This window comes from Stenotrophomonas sp. C-A, from assembly GCF_054030835.1.
The window spans coordinates 2,732,508-2,756,490 of the sequence record NZ_CM132916.1 but is presented as its reverse complement, the minus strand read 5'-3'; the positions used below and the strand labels follow the sequence as shown (position 1 = coordinate 2,756,490).

The following is a 23,983-nucleotide window of genomic DNA, read 5'->3' as shown; positions in this document are numbered from 1 at the left end:
GGCCTACCTCAGCGTCCGGATGAGGATGATCCCTTGGACTTGGCGACATCGGTTTCAAAGAAGTCCGGGATCTCGTGTTCGAAGCTCTTGATGTAGCGGGCGTAGCTCAGCGTCGCCTGGTCGCCGAGGATCGGCAGGTGCTGCCCGGCCTGTTGCCCCGATGCCTGCAGGCGGAACAGGTTGCGTGTGGTATCGCCGATCTGGCTGCGGCCGGGTCGCGCGGCTGCAGCGTTGCCATCGGTGATGGCCACTGCTGCTGGCGCCGCCTGCGGCATCGGTGCTGGCGGGGCCACCAGGTCCACGGTGGCCAGTGACTCGGACTGCAGCGGCTGCGACGCCGGCGACGCCGGCGCAGCCGGCGTGCTGCCGCCAAGCATCTGCCCGGTCAGCGGCTGTTGCTGCGCCTGCACGGCGGCGGCCGGTAACAGGCAGATCAGAACGGGCAGCAGGCGTCGGGTCAGGGGCGTCGCGGTCATGGTGTGTTCCCGTTCGGGTGGTCGGAGGCGCTGAAGCGTTCCAGCATCGAGGGCGGCAGGCGCTGCGGATCGCGTTCATCGCGGCTGTCGCGGCGCGGTTCCGCGGCCAGTCGCGTGGCGGCGGGCGGGTTGCCGGCGGCATCTCTGGCGAGAGCACGCGCAGGGGCCGGCACGGCTGCGGCAGCGGCCGATGCGGCCTGGCGTTGCTGCAGGCGGGCACGGATCTGCGCCGCCTGCTGCTGGATGCTGAGCCGGGTCTCGTCGTTGAGGTTGGCCTGCTGGGCGAGGCGTTCGGCGGTGGTGGTGTCGCCACGCAGCACCGCCCACAGGGCGAGGTTGGCAGTGGCCTTGGCATTGCCCGGCGACAGCTCCAGCGCCTTGGCCAGGGGTTCGCGCGCGCGCTCGAACTGCCCGGCGCGCAGCCGCGCATAGCCGAGGTCGCCGAGATAGCTTGTATTCAATGGCTGCAGTTCGGTCGCCCGCGCCAGTGCCTGCTCACTGCCGGCGTCGTCGTCGCGGCGCGCGGCAATCAGGCCCAGGCCATGGGCGGCCGCGGCGGCCTTGGGACCACTGGAAAGATCGCGGTACAGGGCGATCGCAGCATCGGCCTGGCCGGTCTCGCGCAGCGCGTCGGCCTGCAGCAGGCGCAATGCCGGCGGATCGCCATAGCGCTGGCGGAAGGCGTCGACGTGGGCGAGTGAGGCATACCATGCGCCTTGCTGCTGCATGCGTTCGATCAGCTCCAGGTAGGCATTGCGGCTGTCCTGCGGCGCCGGTTCGGGCGCGGCCAGGCTGGGCGCGCGCAGGTACTTCGGTGTGGTCGATGCACAGCCGCTGGCGCCGGTAACGGCGGCCAGGGCAACAATCAGGCAGGAAGTGCGCAGGGCAGGCATCAGGGGGACCCCATCTTGGACATGGTAGTGGCCAGCGCGACCAGCGCCGGGCCGGCAAGGACCAGCATCAGCGCTGGCAGCAGGGTCAGCATCATCACCACGGTCATCTTCACCGAGAGCTTGCCGACCTTTTCTTTCAGCGTGTTGCGACGCTGTTCGCGCAGGCGGATGCTGAACTGCCGCAGCGGCTCCTGCACCGCGCCGCCATGGGCGTGCACCTGCAGGATCAGCTGCATCAGGCTGGTCAGGTCATCGTCGGCATAGACCTCGCTCAACCGGCGCAGCGACTGCGCGCGCGTGCGGCCATGGGTATAGGCGACGTTGGCTTCCTGCAGCTCGCCGCCGAGCACCGGCAATGCATCGCGTAGCTTGTCGCCGAGCGTCTGCAGGCTCTGGTCCATGCTGAAGCCCACGCCCTGCAGCAGGCGCAGCAGGTCGATCAGCAGCGGCAGCTCGTTGTCGACCGCGCGCCGGCGCCGCTTCACCCAGGAGGAAAGAATGAACTTGGGCAGCAGCAGGCCAGCGGCCAAGGCGCCGATGATCACCATGATCCTGGCCAGCCCGGTGACGCTGCTGAATGTCAGCACCAGTGCCAGCACCAGCACGGCCAGCAGCAGGCGCAGGCCGAGGTAGATGGCCGTACCGCGGCGGGTGTTCCACCCGGCCAGATCCAACAGCAGCCGGTCTTCATTGGCCAGCAATGCCGTTTCCAGGCGGCCGCCGCTGAGGGCACGGCCGAAGCGTTCCAGCCAGCCCAGCGAATCGTGCCGCGCAGGCTCGGTGTCACGGGACGCCTCGCGCGGCTGCAGGGCGGTCTTCAACGTGGCCGTTGTACGCTGCTCGCGATGGCTGCGTACCCAGCCGCCGATACCCAGCAGCGCAATGCCGGCAGCCAGCACGAGCAGGGAGAGGGCGAACCAGGCGCTGGCGCTCATCGGTTGTCTCCGGCGGGGCGAAGGTGGTTCATAGCGACTTGGCCAGGCGATACAGCAGGAAGCCACCGACAAGCTCCATGCCCAGTGCAAGCAGCAGGATCTTGTGGCCGAGCGGATCGTGCAGCACCGGCTGGAAGAAGTCCGGGCTGGTGATCGCCATCAATACTGCGCAGGCCGGTGGCAACAGGCCCAGCACCCACGCTGACATGCGCGTCTCCGAGGTCGTTGCCGCAAGCTCCTGCTGGGCCTGTTCCAGATCGCGCATGAAATCGCCCATGCGCTGCAGGATCTGATCGGAGCGCCCGCCGATGCGCACGCTGACACCGATCACCACCGACAACACCTTCAGCACATCCATGCGATAGGGATGCGACGCCTGTGCGAGAGCACGGTCCAGCTCCATGCCGCTGCGTGCAAAGCGCACCGTGGTGTCCAGCAGCCCGCGCAACGGCGCGCTGGTCTGCATCGACGCAACCTGGAACGCGGCCTGCAGGCTGTTGCCCAGTGCAGTCAGCCGCACCAGGTTGTCGAGGAAGTCCGGCAGCTGATGCAGCAGTTGCGCACGCAGCTTCGTGGTCCGCCGCAGCACCCACAGCCAGCAGCCAAGCAGGTACAGCAGCAGGGTCAGCGGAAACATCCACGCGGTGCCCAGCCGCAGCATCGCTACCACCGACAGTACCAGCCCCGGTACCAGCAGCATGATGGGAATTTTCCAGCCGGTCTGCAGCCCTGCGCGCTGCAGCGGGCCATCCAGCGGCAGCACGCGGCGCCCGGTGCCGGCGGGCCGCGCCGGATCGTTGGCAGCGGTGACGGACGGCCCGGCAGGTGCTCCGCCCGTGGCGCTTCCGCGCGAAAGCTGCTGCTCGGCGTGCCGCATTGAAACCTGCCGTTGTTCACGGCTGCTGGCCGTGCCCCACAGCCAGGCTGCCAGCGCCAGCAGCACCGCGATGATGCTCAACATGCCCAGCAGCGCGCCGGTTCCCATGCTCAGAATTCTCCGTAGAGCGATTCGCGCAGCTGCTGGCGGAACGGTTCCAGCTTGTGCGAGTGCGGATGGAAGCCCAGCCCGACCCAGCGATCGATCTCTTTGCCGTTGCCGTCGATCTGCAGCTCGTGGCGGAACATTTCCTGGGTGGTGATCAGGTTGTCGCTCACACCGGTGATCTCGGTGATCGATACCAGCACGCGGCGCCCGCTGCCCAGGCGCGAGATCTGCACGATGAAGTCGATGGCACTGGCGATCTGCCGGCGCAGGCTGTCCTCGCTGCCCTGGAAGCCGGCAAAGCCGGCCAGCATCTCGATCCGGTACAGGCAGTCGCGCGGTGAGTTGGCGTGGATGGTGGCCATCGAGCCGTCGTGGCCGGTGTTCATTGCCTGCAGCATTTCCAGGACCTCGGCGCCGCGCACCTCGCCCACCACGATGCGGTCGGGGCGCATGCGCAGGCTGTTGCGGACCAGATCGCGGATGCTGACGGCACCGTGGCCTTCGGCGCCACCAATACGGCTTTCCAGGCGGACCACATGCGGGTGGTTGAGCGAGAGCTCGGCGGTGTCCTCGACGGTGATCACGCGCTCGTTCGCGGGGACGTAGCTGGCCAGGGCGTTCAGCAGCGAGGTCTTGCCGGAGCTGGTGCCGCCGGATACCAGGATGTTGCAGCGGCCCAGCACCATCGCCTTCAGCAAGGCCTGCATCGGCGCATCGAAGGTGCCCTTGGCCAGCAGTTCATCGGGGGTGAACGGATCCTTGCGGAACTTGCGGATGGACACCATCGGTCCGTCCACCGCCAGCGGCGAGATGATCGCGTTGAGACGGCCGCCGTTGGGCAGGCGCGCATCGACCATCGGATTGGAGTCATCCAGCCGGCGCCCAAGCGGGGCGAGGATGCGGCGCAGGATGCGCAGCAGATGGGTATCGTCGGTGAAGCGCTGGGTGGCCCGCTTGAGCTGGCCGCCCTGGGACACGTGCACATCCTTGAAACCGTTGATCAGGATGTCTTCGATGGACGGGTCGTGCAGCAGGTCGTCCAGCGGGCCAAAGCCGGTCAGCTCCTTGACCAGGCCCTCGGCGACCACCTGCATCTCCTCTTCGTTGATCGGGATGCGCCACTCCTGGATGAAGCCCACCGTCTGCACCTGCACCCAGCGGGCGATGGTGTCAGGGGCCCAGGAGTCGATGTCGATGCGCTCGTCCTCGATGCTGTTGAGCAGGTGCTCATGCGCGGCCGAGAGCACCTTCTGGTACTGCTCGGTCTGCGCGAACGGCTGGTGGCCCGGCGAGCTTTCGGGCAGCACCGGCCGGGCAACGGCATGCGGGAACGGGGTTACCTTGTCTTCCATTGCGATCCACCCAGAGCAAGGGAGAGTCTTTCCCGCAGGCCCTGCGCCTGGACCGGGCAGGCAGCCGGATCCAGGCGCGAAACCAGCGGAGCGAGGGCACGCAGGTAGGGGTCGCGCGGTGCATCCTGCAGCAGCAGGTGGCCCTGGCTGGCAGCCAGGCGCACGCGCGGTCGTTCGGGAAGCGTCGCCAGCAGGGGCACCTCGAAGCGGCGCGCGATCTGCTCCGGGCTCATGCCGCTGCTGTCATCGTGGCGGTTGATCACCAGCTGCAGGCGCTTCTCGCGTTCGCGCTGCCCGGCAAGATGCTTCAGTGCCTGGTCGAGCGACACCAGTGTGGCAATGGAGGCATCGGTGACCAGCCAGATCTCGTCGGCCTGGTCCAGCAGCAGGGGCGGCAACTGCCGCAGCGGGCAGCCACCGGCATCGCACAGCACGCTGGCGAACACGCTGCGCAGGCGCTGCAGCAGTGCGCCTGGGTCCGACGGTGGTACAGCAGGGCAGGTCCACCGCAGTCACTTCGACGTCCTTCCAGCCGGCGTCCTGCAGCAGGCGGCGGATGCGTTCGCCGTCAGCGAAGGCGAACTGCCCGGGTGCGCCAGGGCTCCGTGGCGGCAGATCCAGCTCATCACCGATGGCCCGTTCGGCGGTCGTCATGAACGGGTTCTCTTCTGCGCTGCGCCAGGCGATGAAGCGCAGGCCCGCGTCTGGCCTGGCCGCACGCTGCAGGTTGGCGAACGCGGCCCCTGTATCCTCGAAGAACATCACCCCCAATCGCGACTGGATCCAGTCGAAATGCGCGGGGGGCAGTGGGTGCTGTTGCGCGTCGGCAAGGATGAAGTCAGCGTCCAGCCCCGCCGCCTCAGCCCGCCCGCGTGCCATTGCCAGCATCGGTTCCGAGATGTCCAGGCCGGTGCAGCGGGCGGCCGGGCGTGCCGCACCGGCGGCAAGCAGGCTTGCGCCCGTGCCGCATCCGATGTCGAGCAGTTGCGTGACGGTTTCTGGCAACTCGGCGACCAGCAGGTCGGCCATCGGCTGGAACAGGCCATCGAGGATGGCCTGCTGGGCGACCCAGATCTGGCCGCCGGGGCCGTTCCAGAGGGTGTTCTGATCAACGGGGGATGGGCTGGCCATGGCCTTGCCTTGTCGGGAAGTGGCCCATAGGTTGCTGCTTGAAGACGACTTGAGGTCAAGCCCATGCGTGAACTGGATATCGGCGAGGTGGTCAAGCGCAGCGGGGTGCCGGCCTCGACCCTGCGCTACTACGAACAGCTGGGGCTGCTGCAGGCACTTGGGCGCCGTGGCCTGCGCCGGCAGTATGACGAGCAGGTGCTGGAACGGCTGGCACTGATCGGTCTCGGCCAGGCGGCCGGGCTGTCACTGCAGCAGATCGGGGCATCGCTGCCGCCGCAGCGTGGATGTATCTCCCTGGACCGTGAGGCGCTGCTGGCGCAGGCCGATGTGCTGCAGAGGCAGATCACCCAGTTGCAGCGGGTGCGCCGGCACCTGCAGCGCGCGGCGGCCTGCCCGGAAGCACAGGATGCGCGGCAGTGCGGTTCATTCCGCAAGCTGCTGCGGGCACAGCAGCGCATGGCGGGTGGGTGAGTTGCCGGAACCGGCTTAATCGCGAGTACTGACTTCCCAGGTGGCATGCAGCACGCCCGGCACGTGCTCCATCCGCGCCAGCACCACGTCTAGCTCATCGGCACTCACGGCGGTACTGACCAGCACCGCGATCACATCGGTGGGTGCATCGGCATGCTCGACCAGCTGCACGTCACCGACCGGATACTGTGCCGCCTCCAATGCATCAACCAGCCGTTCGCGCACCCGCGGCACCGCTTCGGCGTCCACGCTTAGGCGCACCTCATAGGTGGCCTCGGTGGCAGCCTCGTTGATCGGAATGCGGTTGATCGCATTCACCAGCGGCCGCAGCAGGGTGTTGCCGGCGATGATCAAGACCGTCAGCAGCACGCCCTCGGCCAGCATGTCCGCGCCGGTGCAGCTGCCGACCGCGGCCGAGCACCACAGGGTGGCGGCAGTGTTCAGGCCGCGCACGTTCATGCCTTCCTTCATGATCACGCCGGCGCCGAGGAAGCCGACGCCGGAGACCACGTAGGAGATCACCCGCACGGCTTCGGCGCTGCCGGCGATGCGCATGCCCAGGTCGACGAAGGCAGCGGCGCCGACAGCTACCAGCACGTTGGTGCGCAGGCCGGCGGTGCGCTGCCGGTACTGGCGCTCGGCGCCGATCAGCGTGCCCAGTACGAAAGCGGCCAGCAGGCTGACCACGGTGTCGGCGAAGGGGCCGGCCTGGAAGGTTTCGATGAAGCGCATGGCCGGAGTCTACCCCGGCCATGTGACGGTAGATCCACGCCGTGCGTGGATGCCCGGATGGGCCACAAACGACTTAATCCCCTCCGTCCCCTTTTTCGGGATCAGTCGGTGTCGTCGACGCGCTCGCCCATCAGCTCGCGCTGGCGCTTGTCCAGTTCTTCGGCGTAGCGCTTGCGCACGAAGGCCTCGGAGACGACGCCCAGCACCTGGCCGTCGGCGCCGACCACCGCCAGTTCGTCGGCCTGGGTCTGGTCGAAACGCTGCATCACGCTGACCACGTCGGAGGAAGGTACCAGCGAGACGTCGCGGTTCTCGGCCAGGTCGCCGATCGGGGTTTCCGGCTTCACGCCATCGCCGTAGACCCGCGGGATCTGCACGATGCCGGCGTAGTGGCCCTCGCTGTCGATCAGGATCACCCGGCTGCCCGAGCCCAGCGGGAAGCGCTGGCGGAACGCGGCGGCATCCAGATCGGCCGGAGTGGTGGCCACGCCCTTGCGCATCAGCCGGCCGGCGTTGAGGTTCTGCACCCAGCCCACGTCGCGGGCGCTCTTGATGGTCTCGCCGCTCAGGTGCATGCGCCAGGTCGAGAACGAGTAGCCGAACCACTGCCGTACCAGCGTGCTGGACACCAGCACCGCGCTCATCACCACGCTGGTCAGCAGGAAGTCGTGGGTGCCTTCCAGCACCAGCATGGCCATGGTCATCGGCGCGCCGACCACGGCAGCAGCCAGCGCGGCCATGCCGGCCAGCGCTGCCGACGTGCCGTCGACCACCGGAACGCCAGTGGCCATGCCCAGCAGCCCGGCGAACAACGCGCCGACCAGGGTGCCCATGAACAGCGAGGCGAAGAACAGGCCGCCACGGAAGCCGAAGCCGAGCGAGATGCCCGAGGCCAGGCACTTCAGGGTCAGCAGGCCGCCGATCCAGATCAGCGGCAGGTGCGTGGTCAGGTCCAGATGCAGCGCGCCGTGACCGGACGACAGCACCTGCGGGCTGGCCAGTGCCAGGGGAATCAGCAGCAGTCCACCCACCACCGGCCGTCCCCACGCGGGCAGGGGGCTGCGCTTGACCGTGCCTTCGATGGACGCGATCAAGCGCATGATGACAATACCGACCATCGCGCAGCAGCAGCCGAGCAGGCCGTAAATGGCGTAGTCCGCCGCACGCACGTCGATGGTCGAGGCGGCAGGCAGCAGGTAGGCCTCGATGCCGGCCTGGTCGGCCACGAACGCGCCGGCCAGTGCGGCAACCGCCACCGGTGCCAGTGCGGCCGGGGTGTAGGCGCCAATGACGATTTCGAAGGCATAGAACGCACCAGCCAAGGGCGCACCGAAGGCGGCGGCGATTGCACCGGCGGCACCGGCGCCGACCAGGATGCGCACGTCATTGCGGCGCAGGCGCATCACCCGGCCCAGCTGCGAACCGCTGCCGGCGCCCATCTGGGTGTACGAAGCCTCCAGTCCGACCGAGGCGCCGCAGCCGTTGGACAGCAGGGTCTGGGTCAGCACGATCAGGTTGTCGCGCATCGACATGCGGCCGCCGTGCAGCGCATTGGCTTCCACCGCATCGAGCAGTGGCCGTTTCAGCCGCGTCGCCGCAAGGCTGACCAGGCCGACCAGCAGCCCGCCCAGTGGCAGCACCAGCAGCGCGGTCCAGGTCAGCGAGGGCAGGGAGCTCAGGCGCATGCCGTCGTCCAGCCCATACAGCGTGCCCTGCAGCCAGCGCGCGATGCCCGACTGCAGCAGGGTCAGGTAGCCGGCGATCAAGCCGACCAGCAACGCCAGCGCGATGAACCACAGGTCGCTGCCACGCAGGCGCAGGCGCAGGCCCTGGAAGGCCAGATGCAGGCGCGATGGCGAAACGGGCGAAGACATGGTGGCGGCATGATACGCCGCCACCGTGAGCGCCACCGTCACCGCATCGGGCGGCTACCGGCTCAGAAGCGGTAGCGGCCCTGCACGTAGAAGGTGCGCGGCGCGGCTACCATGCGGCCGGCGTTGCCATCGACGTTGCGGGTGTACCAGCGCTTGTCGGCCAGGTTGTTCACGCCCAGTGCGATCTCGCTGTCACCCAGCCCCGGCACCTGCCAGGCCACCTGCGCGTTCCACAGGCGCACGCCCGGCACGCGGCCCACGCGCGCATCAGCGGTTTCTTCCCAGGTGTTGGCGGCATCGGAGAACTGGCCGCTCTGGTGGGTGCTGGAGACATTGACGGTCCAGCCGGCCAGCGCGTAGCGGGCGCCGACGCTGTCGGTGTCGCGCGAGTAGAACGGCACGTCCAGGCCACGGTTGTCGCCGGACTGCTGGATCGCCTTGGTCCAGGTGTAGTTGGCGTACAGCTCCAGCCCGGCCAGCGCGCCGTCCTCGGCGAAGTGGTACTCCAGTGCGCTCTCCACACCCTTGTGGTCGGTGGCACCAATGTTCTGGAAGGTGGGCGGGGTGATGCCCGGCACCTGCAGGATCTGGTTGTCGAAGCGCATCTTGAACACGGTCACTTCCGCGCGCAGTGCCCCATCCTGCCAGCGTGCGCCCAGCTCGGTGGTCTTGGCCACTTCCGGGTTCAGCGGATTGCTGGCGGTCTGCGAATTGAGCTGGATGTTCTGCACCGGTCCGAACGAGGTGGTGTAGTTGCCGAACACGGTCAGCTGCGGAGTCAGCAGGTAGGCGATGTTGATCGAGGGCAGGGCCTTGTCGTTGCGGCTGCTGAAGGTCGCCGTGCCTCCGGCCTGGCGGCGGTCCATGTCGATCCATTCCATGCGCACGCCGGGCGTGATCCGCCACTGGCCGATCGCAATGCGGTCGTCGATGTAGAAGGCGTGCGCGTCGGTGGCGTTGTCGAAGCGGGTGGTGGCACTGGCCGCGCTGGTGCGGCGGGCGACGGTGTAGCTGCGGTCGTTGCCGCGCTCGCGCAGGAACCGGTAGCCGGCGGTGATGTCATGCACCGCGCTGCCCCAGTGCAGGCGCTGGGTATAGCGCGGCTCGATGCCAAGCACGCGGTAGTCGCGCGGCTGCACGGTCAGCTGGGTGTTGGCGGCGTTGATCAGCGAGCTGGCACGGGTGCTCTCGTTGTAATAGGCCAGCACCTCGAACTCGCTGTTGGCCGACAGCGTATTGGTGTAGCCCAGGTCGATGCCGGTGCGGTGGCCCTTCCAGAAATCGGTCGGCCGGGTGTTCTGGAACGGATCGGCCTCGTACTGCGCACGGGTCAGGCCGCCCGGCGTCAGCGAGCGTACGTCGTAGTAGGACAGCTTGGCACGCAGCTCCTGCTGTTCGTCGATGGTGTAGGCGAACTTCAGCGCGAGATCATTGAAGCGGTCATCGCTGCCCTGGCGCCAGCCGCGACCATCCTGGCCGGAGTACAGCAGGGCCGCGCCCAGGCCATTGTCGCCGGTACCGCCAAGGAAGGCGTTGTACTGGGTGCTGTCACCGCCGCCACGGTCGTAGGCGGTGTAGCGCACGCCGGCTTCGCCGTGCAGGCCGGCCTCGGTGGGAATGCCGCGGGTGCTGAAGTTGATGATGCCACCGACGTTCTGCGGCCCGTAGCGCACCGCGCCGCCGCCGCGCACCACGTCGATCGATTCGATGTTGGACAGGCTGGTCGGCGCGAACGACAGCTGTGGCTGGCCATACGGCGCCACCGCCAGCGGCACGCCGTCCAACAGGACGGTCGAGCGCGGCGAGTAGCGCCCGGTGAGGCCGCGCACGCCGATGTTCAGCGACACCGAACTGCCGGCGGTGCCGGAGTTGTCGGTGACCTGCACGCCGGGGATGCGGCGCATCGCATCGCCGAGGCTGGCCGCCCCGCTGGCCTCGATGCGCTGGCGGTCGACCACCGTACGTGCGCCGGCAAAGCTCTTGACGCTGTCATGCAGGCCGGTGCCCAGCCAGCTGCCGGAGACCTGGATGCTGTCCAGCGTGGTGGCGCTGTCCTGGGCGAAGGCGGTGGCGGTCGGGAGCAGGCACAGGGCAAGGGCGGCGGCCAATGGCAGGCGGGCCGGTTGCAGGGCAGGGATGGGCATCGGTGCAGGCTGTGGAAGGTGGTAAATGAGAATTATTGCTGATTCCATTCGCCAATGGAATGCGCCGCCAGTTCACGCTGTTCCCCTGGTGGTAGAGTGGGCGATTGCTTCCTGACTCGCTGAGATCCGCCATGTCCCAAACCGCCTTCTATCCCGTCGGAACCCCTGGCCAGCCGTGGGGAGCGGCGGAACGGGAGGCGTGGCGTGGCCGCCAGCAGCGCCTGCGTCGCTATGACGAGGAAGTGCTGCCGCGTATCGAGGCGCTGGCTTCGCGCTTCGAGAAGGTGGCCTATGGCCAGCTCGACTACGCTGGCGAGACCTACACTCTGTTCGCCCTGCGCAGCCGCGATTGGAACCCGGCGCTGCCGGCTGCCCTGGTTACCGGTGGCGTGCACGGTTATGAGACCAGCGGTGTGATGGGCGCGCTGGAATTCCTCGAAAAGCACGCCGCCGACTACGCCGGCAAGGCCAATCTGCTGGTGGCACCGTGCGTGAATCCGTGGGGCTTCGAGCGCATCAACCGCTGGAACTTCGATGCGATCGACCCGAACCGCAATTTCCGCGCCGATGGCCCGGCCCGCGAGTCGACCGCGCTGATGGAGCTGATCGCACCCGTCAAGGACCAGTTCGTGCTGCACATCGACCTGCACGAGACCACCGACAGCGACGAGAGCGAGTTCCGCCCGGCGCTGGCCGCGCGTGACGGCAAGCCGTTCGAGCCGGGCCTGATTCCCGATGGCTTCTACTTGGTGGACGACAGCGAGAACCCGCAGGCGGCGTTCCAGCAGGCAGTCATCGCCGCGGTGGAGAAGGTCACCCACATCGCGCCGGCCGACGACAAGGGCGAGATCATCGGTTCGCCGGTGGTCGCTCACGGCGTGATCGAGTACCCGCTGGTGAAGCTGGGCCTGTGCGCCGGTATCACCGGGGCGAAGTACACCACCACCACCGAGGTCTACCCGGACAGCCCGCGGGCGACCCCGCAGCAGTGCAACGACGCCCAGGTGGCAGCGGTGTGCGCGTCGCTGGATTACGCGCTCGCCCATCGTTGATGAAAAAGGGGACGGAGGGGATTAAGTCGTTTGCGGCACAAACGACTTAATCCCCTCCGTCCCCTTTTTCGGTTCACCCCAACGCGTCGGCCCACCACAGCGCCGCTGGCCCCGGCGGCGTGTCGCGGCGCCACAGCAGGTCGCTGTGGATGCGTCGTGGCCAGCCGGGCAGCACCAGTTCCACCAGCTGCCCGCGGTCGTAGCGCTGTACCAGCGCGCGTGGCAGCTCGGCCCAGCCGATGCCGTCCTCGGCCATCTCCATCACCATCAGGTAGTCGGTGGCGGTCCAGGCCAGTCCGGTAGCCGCGCGCGCATGGTCGACCTCCGCGCTCAGGCGCACCTGCCGGTGCCGTGCCAGCTGGGCGGCCGCGCGACGGCCGGCGTCGGCCAGCGGATGGTCGTGCGCCACATACACCGACAGCTCGCTGTGATGGGCCAACGGCCGTGCCACCAGACCATCCGGATAGCTTTCCTGGCGCGGCAGCAGGCCCAGCGCGGCGCGACCACTACCCACCAGTTCCAGCACGTCTTCGCCTTCGGCATCCAGCCATTCCAGTTCGATCTCGGGGAACGCTTCGGCAAAGCGCTGCAACACGCGCTGCTCCGGATCGAGCTGATAGACGTCGGAGAACACCACGGTCAGCCGCGCTTCGACCGGGGCGGCCAGCCGCACGCTCAACTGCTGCAGGCGGGTATCGGCGGCGAGAATTTCCTGGGCATGACCGAGCACCTGGCGCCCGGCTTCGGTCAACTGCGGGTAGCGTCCGCTGCGGTCGAACAGGCTGACGCCGAGGTCTGCCTCCAGGTGGGCGATGGCGGTGCTGACCGTCGATTGGGTCTTGCGCAGGCGGCGCGCCGCCGCCGAGAACGAGCCCAGCGCCGCGGCTTCCACGAAGGCCTGCAGGGATTCAGGGGAATAGGGCATTGATCCATCGCTCCTGTCGATGGAATCCATTTTGATACCACCGTAAAAGGCGATGATACTGTCCGCCGTCGCCCCTGTCTGCGGGGTGCTCCGGACCCTCCACGCACTGCGTGGATCTATTGAAAAGGCGGCGCGGTCCCCGTCCCGCAAGGAGTTTCACATGTCCCGTACTGTTCCCGCCCGTGGCGCGCTGGTCGCCTGGGCCTGCCTGACCGTGGCGATCGTTGCCGAAGTGGTCGGCACCTCGTTCATGGCCCATGCCGCCCGCGATGGTGGCTGGACCGGCTACCTGATCATGGCCGGCGCGTTGGCGCTGTCCTACTTCTTCCTTGCTCAGTCGGTGCGCCGCATCGCCGTGGGCGTGGCCTACGCAGTCTGGGAAGGTCTGGGCCTGACCCTGCTGACCGTGGTCGGTCTCACCGTGTTTGGCGAGAGCCTGTCGCTGCAGCAGCTGGCCGGCCTCGTGCTGGCGGTGGTCGGCATCGTCTGTGTCACCCTCGGGGAGGCGCACTGATGAATACCCTGGCTCTGTTTTTCGTGATCTGTTCTGCGCTGATCGACGTTGCCGCCAACATGATGGTGGCCAAGTCGGAGGGCTTCCGCCGCTGGCGCTGGGGCGTCGGCGCGGTCGTCATGGTCTGGATCGCCTTCGCCCTGCTGGGCCAGGCGGTGCGCTACATGGACCTGGCCACCGCCTATGCGATGTGGGGTGCAATCGGCGTGATCGGTACCGCCACTTGCGGCCGCCTGCTGTTCGGCAACCGCCTGCGCCCGATCGGCTGGATCGGCATCGCGCTGGTCACTGTTGCGGTGCTGCTGCTCAGCACCGCGAAGTAACGCGTTGCTGTGCCAACCAAGGTTGGCACCTACCAGTGCTGAGTTGCTGGTTGGCACCTACCCGTGCTGAGTTGCTGTGCCAACCCGGGTTGGCACCTGCCAGAGCGTGAGCCGCCACGTGCAAGCGCCCCGGGGATGATCTCCCCGGGGCGCTTGCCGTTTCTGACGAACTCAGAAGCGTGCGGTGAAGTTCAACCGCGTGGTGCGCCCCGGGCCGGGCATCAGGCTCATCGCCAGCGTGTCCATGTAGTAGGTGTTGCGCAGGTTGCTGACCACCAGTTCCACCTCGGCCTTCTGGGTGAACTGCCAGCGCGCATAGAAGTCGTAGATCGCGGTGGGCAGGTAGATGTTCTGCAACCCGGTCGAGCCGGTGGTATTCCAGGGCTTGTCCAGTTCGTGGGTGGGGCCGCTGTTGTAGGTGCGGCGGATGCCGGTATCCAGCCGCTTGTCGAACAGGCGGAAGCCCAGCGTGCTGTGGATCGAGTACTTCGGTGGATTCTGTGCGTTGACGAATGAGGTACCGAAGCCGCCATCCACGCAGTCCGGCGTGGTGTCCAGCTTGCTCCACTTCGCATAGGGGTCTTCGCGCAGGCGCTTGGCGGTGGCCGCATCGCAGGTCCGCGCACGCTGGTAGTAGCTGGCCGACAGGTCCAGGTAGGCGATGCCGGCGTCATAACCGGACTGCAGCTCGTAGCCGGACACCGTGTAGTTGTCCACGTTGTCGACGTAGAACGCCCAGTTGCTGGAATCGAAGCGGCGGGTGATCGCGTTGTCGATATCGTTCTTGAACCAGGCCACCTTGAACGCCAGGCGGTCGCCATCGCGCCGCAGGTCCTGCTTGAGCAGGCTGAAGCCGATGTCCCAGGAGCGGTTCTTCTCCGGCTTCAGGCCGGCCACCGGTGCCGAGGTGCTGTTGCCCAGCGTCGACTCGAACAGGCTGGGCATCTTCCAGCCCTGCGCGTACTTCACGTAGAAGAACATGTCCTGGTCGAGGTTGAAGCGGGCCTCTGCGTACGGCGCAAAGCCGTGGCCGGAACGGCGGATCGCCGGCTTGTAGCCCCAGGCGGTGGGAATCTGCTTGGTATAGAAACCGTTGGCGCCGCGCGGGTCGGGGATGAAGCCATCGAAGTCGTAGCTCTGGCCCAGCGTGCTGTCGCCGTAGGGCGTAGCGCGCAGCGAGTCGTAGGTGTAGTTGCCCTGTGCATCCGGGTACCACTCCTTGTACCAGCCCGGCAGCAGCTGGCCGCCCTTGCTCAGGCGCGCGAAGGTGTAGCGCAGGTCGCGCGATTCGCTGACGAAGGCCACGCGGTTGCGGTCACGGGTGCGGTAGTCGATGAAGCGACCGCCAGCGGTCAGCGACAGCCAGTCCCACGGCTGCCATTGCAGCGACGCCACAACGCTGGCTTCGCGTCGCGTGCCCGAGCGCAGGTAACGGTTGTTGTTGTAGTCCACCGGCAGCACCGGCGAGTTCGGTGCGGTGTCCTCATGCTGGAACGCAGCGCCATAGCGCAGTGTCCAGTCACCCAGGCTGTTGCTGAAGCGGGTGGTGTTGCTGCTGTCCACGCCCCAGCGCCGGGTCTTCACGTCCGACTGCAGGCCCGGGCCATAAGTTTCGCCGAGCGTGTCCGGCATCTGGTCGTTGGGCACGTCCTTGAACAGTGGCGTGTTGGCGATGTTGCTGTTGAACATGCGGCTGGTGGCTGTGGTGAACCACAGCGTGCTGCTCAGGTCCAGCCACGGATGTGCTTCGGGCCGGTAGCGGTGGCGCAGCGAGGTGGCATTGACCCGCATCTTCCCGGGCTCGAACTGGAACATGGTGTTGGCCTTGTCCACGTAGGTCACCCATTCGTTGGACTGGCCCACGCGACCGATCGCCGACGGCATGATCTCGCCGAAGCTGGAGTTGAAGTAACGATGGCTCAGCTCAAGCCGCTGGTCGGGGTTAGGCGTCCAGGTGAATTTCAGCAGCGCCGATTCGTTGTCGGTGTGGGTGTTCAGTACTTCGTCGCCGGGGTGGTACAGCTTGGAAACGGCCTGGCTGGACATGCCGGTACCGCCGCTGGACAGATGCTGGTCGTCGTAGCGGTGCGCGCCATTGCTGCCGGCGAAGTAGTTGCCCTGGCGGCGACGCGCGTAAGCGGCCACCAGCTGCCAGTCCTCGCCGCGCTGGGCGAAGGCCACGCTGCCGTTCCAGTCGCGCGGGTCACGCAGGCTGTTGCGGTTGTCGCTGCCGCGCGCGATCTGCTTGAAGGTACGGGTGCGGTCGATGCTGTTGTCGGCCACGCCACCACGCACGCGCAGGCCCCAGGCCTGGCCGTCGTCGAGGATGTCATCGACGTTCAGCGTCTCCATGTAGACCACGCCGCCGATCGCACTGGCGGCGTTGGCGGCCAGGCTCGGTCCCTTTTCGATGCTGACCGAGCTGATCAGATCCGGGTCGAGGTAGCTGCGCTGCTGCACGCCGGCATAGCCGCGGTACACGTCGATGGCCTGCTGGCCGCCGTCGATGATCACCGGCACCCGGTTCTGGCCCTGCAGCCCACGGATGTTGACGTCCAGTGCGCCGCCGTTGCGCACGTCGGCGGTATGCACGCCGACCGCACCGGCCAGCACATCGCCAATCGACTGGCCGCGGAGCCGCTCAAGTTGCTGGCGGTCCAGGTGCACGCGCGAGCCGCTGTCGCGGTACACGGCATCGGCATCGGCCAGGCCCCACGGCGATGCACCTTCGCTGGCCTGGCCGGCGACCCGCAGCGTACCGATCCGGCGCACACCGGCATCGGTGCCGGGGGCGGCCTGCAGCACCACACCGCTGGCATCGCGCTGGAAGGTCAGGCCGGTGCCGGCCAGCAGCTGCGCCAGCGCGGCCTCGGTGTTGAGCGAGGCCTGCACGCCGCTGCTGTGGCGGCCGCGGGTCAGGCGCGCATCGGCGGCGATGGACAGGCCGGACTGCTGGCCGAACGTGGTCAAGGCCTGGTCGAGCGGTCCGGCCGGGATCTGCCAGCGAACGGCTGCGGCTGCATCCTGTGCGTGGGCGGCCGCCGGCAACAGGCACGGCGTGGCCAGGGCCAGGCACAGCGCGATGGCAAGCGGGCGAGGGGAAGGGCAGGGTAGTTTCATGGGGGCGGCAACATCCGCAATGGGTTCCCTTGTAGTGCCCGCCGAGCGCGCAGAAAGGGAACCGCGATTTCAACGCGGGCGCACAACGGTCCACCACGGCCAACGCTGCTCGATGCGGATCGGCAGGGCGCGCGCCAGCAGTTTCAGGGCCTGCAGGCTGTCCAGGCGCGGCAATACCGCGGTGACATTCAATGCGGACAGTGCCGGATCACAGCCCAGATAGCCCTGATGGTGACGGGCCAGTTCGTCGATCACCCGGATCAACGGCGTGTCCTGCACCCGCAGGCGTCCGTCCTGCCAGTCGCCGCGCAGAGGATCGGCAGCGACCGTTGTGAGTCCCCCCATCGGTCCGATCTGCAGCGCACTTCCCGCAGGAACATCCAGCGCCGCACCGAACATCGGCAGGCACCGCACCCCACCCTCGAACACGTCCAACCGGCTGTCCTGCGCTTCGCGGCCGACCGCGAAGCGGGTGCCGATCGGCTGCAGGCGCGCCCCGGGTACATGCACGGTCAGGGGCAGGCCGACGAATGCGGGGTGGTGGCCGGTCTGCAGCAGCAGTTCGCCGCGCAGCAGATGCAGGGCGCGGTGGCCGTTGCCGATGTCGACGGTCACTTCGCTGCCGGCGTTGAGCCACAACTGGCTGCCATCGGCCAACGTCCAATGACCGGTACGCCCGGCAGCGGTGCGCTGCGTCTGCAGGCGGCGCTGCGCCTGAATCCCATGCAGGCCGAGCAGGGAGACCGCGCCGATGCCGAGGGCGCCACCGATGCTGCGCAGCGCCCGCCGCCTGCGAAGGCGCGCAGCATCAAATGCGGTTGCAGCTGCCGGAGCCGACAGCGGGGCGAACGATTGCCAGACCGCCTCGACCCGTCGCCAGGCGTCGGCGTGACCAGCATCGGCCTGCAGCCAGGCGTGCCAGCGCTGCTGGTCGCCGTCGCTCCAGCCCTGTTGGCGCAGCGCAAACCATTCGGCAGCCTGTTCCAGCGCCGGGCCGGCCAATGCCGCGCTCACGCTGTGGTGTCGCCGGACAGGCGCAGGCAATGCAGCATCGCCTGCGCCATGTACTTCTTGACCATGCGCTCGGACACGCCCAGCTGCGCGCCGATCTCTGCATAGCCAAGGCCGGACAGCCGCGCCAGCAGGAACGCGCGCCGTGGCCGCTCGGCGAGGCCGGACAGCATGTCGGCGACGGCGTGCAGCAGCTGCAATGCCTGCGTGCGCTCCTCGGCAGAAGGGTGCGCCGGCTCCGGTTGCGCGGCCAGCGCGGCCAGATAGGCGCGTTCCAGGTCCGCGCGCTGCCAGTGGTTGACCAGCAGGGCGTGCGCAATGGTGCTGAGATAGGCGCGCGGCAAGCGCAGTTCTGATGGATCGACACGACGGCTGAGCAGGCGCAGGAAGGTGTCCTGGGTCAGGTCGGCGGCGGAGTCGGCGTTGTGCGTGCGGCGGCGCAACCAGCCGAGCAGCCAGCCATGGTGTTCGCGGTAGAACCCCGCCAGCGCAGTGCTGGAGGCGGCGGGCACGGCCATCGGCATCGATCATTAATGAGAATGATTCCCATTATAGGGTGATCGAGGGGCGCGCGACAAACGTTGCGCGGGGCGCAGCGGGGGAGGTCGCCGGATTTGCGATGCCCGACGTGCTCGCCGACACTGCGGTTTTCCACAGGGAGTGCCCGCATGTTCAGCCACATCACCGTTGGAACGAACGACATGGACGCCGCGCATCGCTTCTACGATGCACTGTTCGGTGCGTTGGGCGCACGTCCGGGCGTCTTCGATGACAAGGGCCGTCTGGTGTATTTCAAGGATGGCCGTATGTTCATCGTCACCGCGCCGATCGACGGTCAGCCGGCATGCCACGCCAACGGCGGCACCATCGGCTTCACCCTCGACAGTGCTGAGGCCGTGCGTGGCTGGCAGGACGCCGGCGTGGCCCATGGCGGCACCGCCATCGAAGACCCGGCCGGCATCCGCAGCATGGCCGGGCGCCAGCTGTTCCTGGCCTACCTGCGCGACCCGGATGGCAACAAGCTGTGCGCGGTGCATGTGATGTCGTAATTGGACAGTACGCGCGTGTCCGCGTCGCAGGCAGTGCGCGCGGCTGTGCTCGCAGCCGTCTGCCGGCGCGCGCGTGATAACACGGAATGGTGGATCGGGCCTGTGACCGCTGGCCACAACTTCATGCTCTGTCCACTGCGGTTCAGCCACAATCGGTCGGCTAACCCTTTGATCTACCGGAGAACGCCGCCCCATGGATGTACTGGAGCCGCAACAATCCCCGGTGCGCACCCTTCGGCCTGTGTTCGCCTTCGCGGCGATCGTTGTCGTGGCGTTCGCGCTGTTCGTCAGCCTGTTCCCGCTGGGCGCAGGCCGCCTGCTGCTGAAGGCGCAGGACTGGGCCGCACTCAACGTCGGCTGGTACTACCTGCTGGCCATGACCCTGTACCTGGTGTTCGTGGTCGGCGTGGCGCTGTCCAAGTACGGTGGCATCAAGCTCGGTGCCGACCATGACGAACCGGAGTTCAGTTACCTCTCCTGGGCCGGCATGCTGTTCGCTGCAGGCATCAGCATCACGCTGTTCTTCTTCTGCGTTTCCGAGCCGCTGACCCACTACCTGCAGCCGCCGCAGGGCGATCCGGCGGCGGGCGAGGCCGGCGCGCGCCAGGCCATGCAGCTGCTGTTCCTGCATTGGGGACTGCACGGCTGGGGCGTGTTCGCGCTGGCGGCGATGGCGATGGCCTACTTCGCCTACCGCCACAACCTGCCGCTGGCGCTGCGCTCGGCGCTGTACCCGCTGATCGGCAAGCGCATCAACGGCCCGATCGGTTACACCGTGGACGCGCTGGGCATCGTCGCCACCGTGTTCGGCATCGGTGCCGACATGGGCTTCGGCGTGCTGCACCTCAATGCCGGGTTGGCGCACCTGTTCAACATCCCGCATTCCAACCTGGTGCAGATCATGCTGGTGGTGGCGATGATGGGTGCGGCAGTGGCCGTGGCCGTCTCCGGCGTGGAGAAGGGCGTGCGCTGGATGGCCAACATCAACATGCTGCTGGCGATCGCGCTGGTGCTGTTCATGCTGTTCGCCGGGCCGACGCAGTACCTGTTCAGCACCTTGATGCAGAACCTGGGCGACTACCTCGGCAGCGTGGTCGGCAAGAGTTTCGATGTGTATGCCTACGGCGGCCGACCGGAATGGCTGGGCGGCTGGACGGTGTTCTACTGGGCCTGGTGGATCGGCTGGGCGCCCTTTGTCGGGCTGTTCATCGCGCGCATCTCCCGCGGCCGCACCATTCGCGAATTCGTGTTCGGCGTGCTGCTGATCCCGCTGGGCTTCACCCTGGCCTGGCTGTCGATCTTCGGCAACAGCGCGCTGGACCAGGTGCTGCACCACGGCCAGCAGCAGTTGGCACAGTTGGCGGTGGACGACCCGCCCACCGTGCTGTATGCACTGCTGGACGGCTACCCCTGGAGCCGCGCGGTGATCACGGTGACCGTGCTGGTCAGCTTCATCTTCTTCGTGACTTCGGCCGACTCCGGGGCGGTGGTGTTGTCCACGCTGTCCTCGCATGGCGGCGCACCCGAGGACGACGGCCCACGTTGGCTGCGCGTGTTCTGGGGCACGGTGATCGCAGTGCTGACCGCCGGGCTGCTGCTGGCCGGCAGCATCGATGCACTGAAATCCGCGGTGGTGCTGGCATCGTTGCCGTTCTCGGCGATCCTGTTGTTGATGATGTGGGGGCTGACCCGCGCCTTCAGTGACGAATCGCACCGCAAGCGCGCGCTGCAGTACCGGCCATCGCCGCTGATCGGCGACGACCGCCACCACCAGGGCTGGCGCCAGCGCCTGAGCCAGGCCATGCATTTCCCGGTGCGCGACCAGGTCTACCGCTTCATGGATGACACGGTGAAGCCGGCGATGGAAGCGGTGGCCGAGCAGCTGCGCGGGCAGGGCTGGGACGTGGCCACGCGCTTCGAGGCGGGCGACATGGAGTTGACGGTCAACCATGGCGAGCAGCAGGACTTCCTGTACCGGGTGATCCTGAGCGGTTACCTGACCCCGTCGTTCGCCGCACAGCAGCTGCGCAACCAGCGCTACTACCGCGCCGAGGTGCACCTGTTCGAAGGCAGCCAGGACTACGACCTGGTGGGCTACAGCCGCAAGCAGATCATCAACGACATCATCAGCCAGTACGAACGGCACCTGCAGTTCCTGCACCTGAGCCGGTGATGCGGTGGGTGCGGACCGTTGGTCCGCACCCCCTGTAGAGCCGAGCCCGCGCTCGGCTCCTCGGTGTCGGAAGAGCAGCCGAGCATGGCTCGGCTCTACAGTGGCAATCAGAACCTGTAACGAGCGCCCAGCGAGACGAACTGTCCGCGCAGGTTGTACTGGCTGATGTCGAAACCGTTGGAGCCACCGGCGGGGTCGAACGGCGGGTCCTTGTCGGTCAGGTTCAGCACCGACAGCGACAGCGTGGTGTTGGGAATACCTTCGTACGCTACGTACAGGTCCAGCTGGTGATACGGCTTGATGCGGTCGCGCAGGCCCGGGTTGCTGGTTGCCGTCGCCACACGCTGGTCGTAGCCACTCACGTACTGCAGGCTCAGCGTACTGCTCCAGTCGCCCACCGCCCAGTTCAACGAGGTGGTGCCGCGGGTACGCGGCAGCGCGCCGTGGCGGTTGTTGCCGGCGCCGTCATACGGTGCCTGCCCAGCCACCAGCGGCTGCTTGAAGCTGAGCAGGTGGGTCCAGCTGCCGGCCACGGTGAAGGTGCCCCAGCCCACGGTGCGGAAGGTGCGGTTGGCGTCCAGGTCCAGGCCCGAGGTGGTCAGTTCGCCCTGGTTGGCGTACTGGTTGGTGATGAACTGGATGCGTCCCTGCGCATCACGTTGCACGCGACCGGGGAACAGCGTCGGGTTGTCGACGATGAACTGCGCGCTGTCTGGCTTGACCAGGTTGTCCTGCTCGATGCGGTACCAGTCCAGGCCGATGCTGGTATCGGCATCCGGCGACCACACTGCACCCACGTTGAAGTTGCGCGAGCGCTCCGCCTTCAGATCCGGGTTGCCGGTGCGGATGTTGGTCACGCCACGGCTGCCGCCGGGCTGCAGCGGATCCAGCGGATCGATCACCGAGCCGTAGCTGACGGTCTGGCCCGGCGCGATCTCCGGCAGCGAAGGTGCCCGGAAGCCGCGCGAGAACGAGCCGCGCAGCAGCAGGCTGTCCAGCGGCTGCCAGCGCAGCGCCACCTTCGGCGAGAACGCCTTGCCGAAGTCATCGTAGTGATCGCCGCGACCGGCCACCTGCAGCTCCAACGTGCGGTGCAGCGGCACGCTCAGTTCGGCATAGGCGGCGCTGACCTGGCGCTCGCCATTGACCACGTTGATGGCCGGACGCAGTTCGGTGCCCGACAGCACCTGCGCACTGGTGCGCGCGTCCAGCGATTCCTTGCGGAACTCCGCACCCCAGGCGAAGCCGACCGTACCGGCGGGCATCTCCCACAGCGAGGTGGAGGCCTTCACGTTCAACGCGTGCAGCTTGTACCAGCCCGGACGCTTGGTCTGCAGGCGCAGTGCATCCAGCGCGCCCGGCGTGCTGGACGGGTTGAGGAAGTTGTAGCTGCCCTCGCGCAGGATCTGCTCGAACGCATAGCGATTGACGAAGTTGTCGACGTACTCGCGCTGTGCACTCTGCGAGGTCAGTGCCGCCACTTCCCAGTCCCAGCGTTCGCCGCTGCCGCGCACGCCCGCCAGGGCACGGTAGAACACCTGCGTGTTGTCCTTCAGGCGCGGGCCGAGATCGAAGAAGCTGTACTCGAACGGCAGTGGCGTACTGCCCGGGTTGTTGGGATGGCCGACCGGCAGCACCGCCGGCACGTCGATGAGCGTGCCGGTAGCCGGGTTGTAGGCACGCAGGCCCGGGCCAACGGTCAGCGGCGCACTGAAGATCTGGTCGGCCTTGTTGTGGCTGTACAGCACGTCGGCGAACGCTTCGACACTGTCATTGAAGCGGTAGGTCGCACTCAACGACGCCTGCAGGCGCTCGGCGCCGGGCTGCAGGGTCTTGAACGGCTGCGCGTTGAAGGCGCAGGCCTGGCCGGGCAGGGTGCTGCCGAAATCGCTGTAGGGACGCAGCTGACTGCCATCCGGGCAGTTGGCGAACGGTTGCGGCGCGCGCGGGTTGGACAGCCAATTGCCACCGGCGGTGGACCAGCCGGCCAGGCGTCCGCCGGGCTTGTCACGGAAATCGCCGCTGCGGGTATAGGCGCGCTGGTCGGCGTCGAGGCGATCACGCTTGAGCAGGTCCAGCCCGAACAGCACGTTCCAGCCCTGCTGCTCCAGGTCGCCGAAGCCGGCCAGCAGGTTGGCCTTGCGTTCGTCCAGGCCGCCCTGGGTGGCGGTACCGAAGCCGCCGCCCACTTCCACGCCCTGGAAGTTCTTGCGCAGGATGATGTTGATGACACCGGCGATGGCGTCGGAGCCATACACCGCCGAGGCGCCGTCCTTCAGCACTTCGATGCGTTCCACCGCGCTGATCGGCAGCGCGTTGAGGTCGACGAAGGTGTCCTGGGTATTGAGCGCGAAGCCGAAGTTGGACACGCGGTAGCCGTTGACCAGCACCAGTGTGTTCTTCGGCGACAGGCCACGCAGGCCGATCGAGGCCGAGCCGGCGGCGAAGCTGCCGGTGTACTGCTCGTCGAAGCTGTTGCCGGCATTGGCCGACAGGTTGCGCAGCACGTCGGTGAGGGTGGAGCGGCCGGTCTGCTCGATCTGTTCGCGGCTGACGATCTGCACCGGGTTGGGCCCGGCGGTATCGCTGCGCTTGATGTTGGAACCGGTCACCAGCACGGTGCCGAGGGTGGTGCTGTCCTTGCCGGTGTCGGCGGATTCAGCGGCGCCGGCAGCGCCGGCGGTGAGGCCCAGCGCAATGGCGCCAGCAAGCAGGTTCAGGGTGGTGCGGTACATGGAAGCGACAACGCCGAACGGGGGAGGAGCCGTCAGTACCGCATGCAGGTACATGCACCTTCCAATGACGAAAGCGCATTCAGTTATA

At 67.5% G+C, this 23,983-nt stretch carries 19 protein-coding genes and 2 pseudogenes; 6 read left to right on the top strand and 15 right to left on the bottom strand.

All coding sequences use genetic code 11. From position 1 onward, the window contains the following. Nucleotides 1-8: 8 nt before the first annotated feature. The 7 genes and pseudogenes from ACW5IY_RS12920 to ACW5IY_RS12890 all read right to left on the bottom strand — a co-directional run. Nucleotides 9-476, bottom strand: coding sequence for a DUF3613 domain-containing protein (locus tag ACW5IY_RS12920; protein ID WP_049437718.1), 468 nt, complete (start codon nucleotides 474-476; stop codon nucleotides 9-11). Then, entirely contained in the window at nucleotides 473-1,369 is an 897-nt protein-coding gene (locus ACW5IY_RS12915; protein WP_049437717.1) for a tetratricopeptide repeat protein, read from the bottom strand. The genes ACW5IY_RS12920 and ACW5IY_RS12915 overlap by 4 nt, the downstream gene beginning before the upstream one ends. Then, nucleotides 1,369-2,304: a type II secretion system F family protein gene (locus ACW5IY_RS12910; protein ID WP_049437714.1), complete on the bottom strand. Its 936-nt coding sequence runs from the start codon at nucleotides 2,302-2,304 to the stop codon at nucleotides 1,369-1,371. The genes ACW5IY_RS12915 and ACW5IY_RS12910 overlap by 1 nt, the downstream gene beginning before the upstream one ends. A 28-nt stretch (nucleotides 2,305-2,332) precedes the next feature. Continuing rightward, nucleotides 2,333-3,289 (bottom strand): type II secretion system F family protein, encoded by a 957-nt coding sequence (locus ACW5IY_RS12905; RefSeq protein ID WP_049437713.1) that lies wholly within the window; start codon nucleotides 3,287-3,289, stop codon nucleotides 2,333-2,335. 2 nt (nucleotides 3,290-3,291) lie between these two features. Further along, on the bottom strand, nucleotides 3,292-4,641 hold the full coding sequence (locus ACW5IY_RS12900; RefSeq protein WP_049437711.1) for a CpaF family protein: 1,350 nt from the start codon (nucleotides 4,639-4,641) through the stop codon (nucleotides 3,292-3,294). Further along, nucleotides 4,626-5,135: pseudogene (locus ACW5IY_RS12895) on the bottom strand (AAA family ATPase); the annotation flags it as partial. The gene ACW5IY_RS12900 and the pseudogene ACW5IY_RS12895, both read right to left, overlap by 16 nt. Further along, nucleotides 5,134-5,772, bottom strand: a pseudogene (locus tag ACW5IY_RS12890) (class I SAM-dependent methyltransferase); the annotation flags it as partial. The pseudogenes ACW5IY_RS12895 and ACW5IY_RS12890, both read right to left, overlap by 2 nt. A gap of 63 nt (nucleotides 5,773-5,835) precedes the next feature. Between ACW5IY_RS12890 and ACW5IY_RS12885 the strand changes: the two are divergent. Beyond that, nucleotides 5,836-6,243: a MerR family transcriptional regulator gene (locus ACW5IY_RS12885; RefSeq protein WP_049437693.1), complete on the top strand. Its 408-nt coding sequence runs from the start codon at nucleotides 5,836-5,838 to the stop codon at nucleotides 6,241-6,243. Between the two features lie 15 nt (nucleotides 6,244-6,258). Here the strand turns inward: ACW5IY_RS12885 and ACW5IY_RS12880 are convergent, their stop codons facing one another. The 3 genes from ACW5IY_RS12880 to ACW5IY_RS12870 all read right to left on the bottom strand — a co-directional run bounded on the left by ACW5IY_RS12880 (nucleotide 6,259) and on the right by ACW5IY_RS12870 (nucleotide 10,993). After that, nucleotides 6,259-6,975 (bottom strand): MgtC/SapB family protein, encoded by a 717-nt coding sequence (locus tag ACW5IY_RS12880; RefSeq protein WP_010485159.1) that lies wholly within the window; start codon nucleotides 6,973-6,975, stop codon nucleotides 6,259-6,261. 101 nt (nucleotides 6,976-7,076) lie between these two features. Then, nucleotides 7,077-8,849 (bottom strand): chloride channel protein, encoded by a 1,773-nt coding sequence (locus tag ACW5IY_RS12875; protein ID WP_049437798.1) that lies wholly within the window; start codon nucleotides 8,847-8,849, stop codon nucleotides 7,077-7,079. 62 nt (nucleotides 8,850-8,911) lie between these two features. Then, on the bottom strand, nucleotides 8,912-10,993 hold the full coding sequence (locus ACW5IY_RS12870; RefSeq protein WP_049437691.1) for a TonB-dependent receptor family protein: 2,082 nt from the start codon (nucleotides 10,991-10,993) through the stop codon (nucleotides 8,912-8,914). Between the two features lie 131 nt (nucleotides 10,994-11,124). Between ACW5IY_RS12870 and ACW5IY_RS12865 the strand changes: the two genes are divergently transcribed. Beyond that, nucleotides 11,125-12,045, top strand: coding sequence for a M14 family metallopeptidase (locus tag ACW5IY_RS12865; RefSeq protein WP_049437690.1), 921 nt, complete (start codon nucleotides 11,125-11,127; stop codon nucleotides 12,043-12,045). Nucleotides 12,046-12,118: 73 nt separating this feature from the next. On the opposite strand, the gene ACW5IY_RS12860 is transcribed toward ACW5IY_RS12865, so the two are convergent. Then, entirely contained in the window at nucleotides 12,119-12,970 is an 852-nt protein-coding gene (locus ACW5IY_RS12860; protein WP_019337859.1) for a LysR family transcriptional regulator, read from the bottom strand. A gap of 160 nt (nucleotides 12,971-13,130) precedes the next feature. Between ACW5IY_RS12860 and ACW5IY_RS12855 the strand changes: the two genes are divergently transcribed. Beyond that, on the top strand, nucleotides 13,131-13,484 hold the full coding sequence (locus ACW5IY_RS12855; RefSeq protein WP_010485170.1) for an SMR family transporter: 354 nt from the start codon (nucleotides 13,131-13,133) through the stop codon (nucleotides 13,482-13,484). Further along, on the top strand, nucleotides 13,484-13,807 hold the full coding sequence (locus tag ACW5IY_RS12850; protein ID WP_049437687.1) for a DMT family transporter: 324 nt from the start codon (nucleotides 13,484-13,486) through the stop codon (nucleotides 13,805-13,807). The genes ACW5IY_RS12855 and ACW5IY_RS12850 overlap by 1 nt, the downstream gene beginning before the upstream one ends. A 171-nt stretch (nucleotides 13,808-13,978) precedes the next feature. On the opposite strand, the gene ACW5IY_RS12845 is transcribed toward ACW5IY_RS12850, so the two are convergent. The 3 genes from ACW5IY_RS12845 to ACW5IY_RS12835 form a co-directional block, all read right to left on the bottom strand. Continuing rightward, nucleotides 13,979-16,927 (bottom strand): TonB-dependent receptor, encoded by a 2,949-nt coding sequence (locus tag ACW5IY_RS12845; protein WP_197638478.1) that lies wholly within the window; start codon nucleotides 16,925-16,927, stop codon nucleotides 13,979-13,981. 69 nt (nucleotides 16,928-16,996) lie between these two features. Further along, entirely contained in the window at nucleotides 16,997-17,941 is a 945-nt protein-coding gene (locus ACW5IY_RS12840) for a FecR family protein (RefSeq protein WP_049437683.1), read from the bottom strand. Further along, on the bottom strand, nucleotides 17,938-18,456 hold the full coding sequence (locus ACW5IY_RS12835; protein WP_049437678.1) for a sigma-70 family RNA polymerase sigma factor: 519 nt from the start codon (nucleotides 18,454-18,456) through the stop codon (nucleotides 17,938-17,940). Before ACW5IY_RS12835 ends, ACW5IY_RS12840 begins: the two co-directional genes overlap by 4 nt. 150 nt (nucleotides 18,457-18,606) lie before the next feature. Here ACW5IY_RS12835 and ACW5IY_RS12830 point away from each other — a divergent pair, with 150 nt between their 5' ends. Both ACW5IY_RS12830 and betT read left to right on the top strand, forming a co-directional pair. After that, complete coding sequence (locus tag ACW5IY_RS12830) at nucleotides 18,607-18,987, top strand: VOC family protein (RefSeq protein WP_010485179.1); 381 nt, start codon at nucleotides 18,607-18,609, stop codon at nucleotides 18,985-18,987. Between the two features lie 193 nt (nucleotides 18,988-19,180). Next, a complete protein-coding gene (gene betT, locus ACW5IY_RS12825; protein WP_010485181.1) occupies nucleotides 19,181-21,160 on the top strand; it encodes a choline BCCT transporter BetT in 1,980 nt (659 codons plus the stop codon). A 107-nt stretch (nucleotides 21,161-21,267) separates the two neighbouring features. Here the strand turns inward: betT and ACW5IY_RS12820 are convergent, their stop codons facing one another. Next, nucleotides 21,268-23,949: a TonB-dependent receptor gene (locus ACW5IY_RS12820; protein WP_230080592.1), complete on the bottom strand. Its 2,682-nt coding sequence runs from the start codon at nucleotides 23,947-23,949 to the stop codon at nucleotides 21,268-21,270. Between the last annotated feature and the right edge of the window lie 34 nt (nucleotides 23,950-23,983).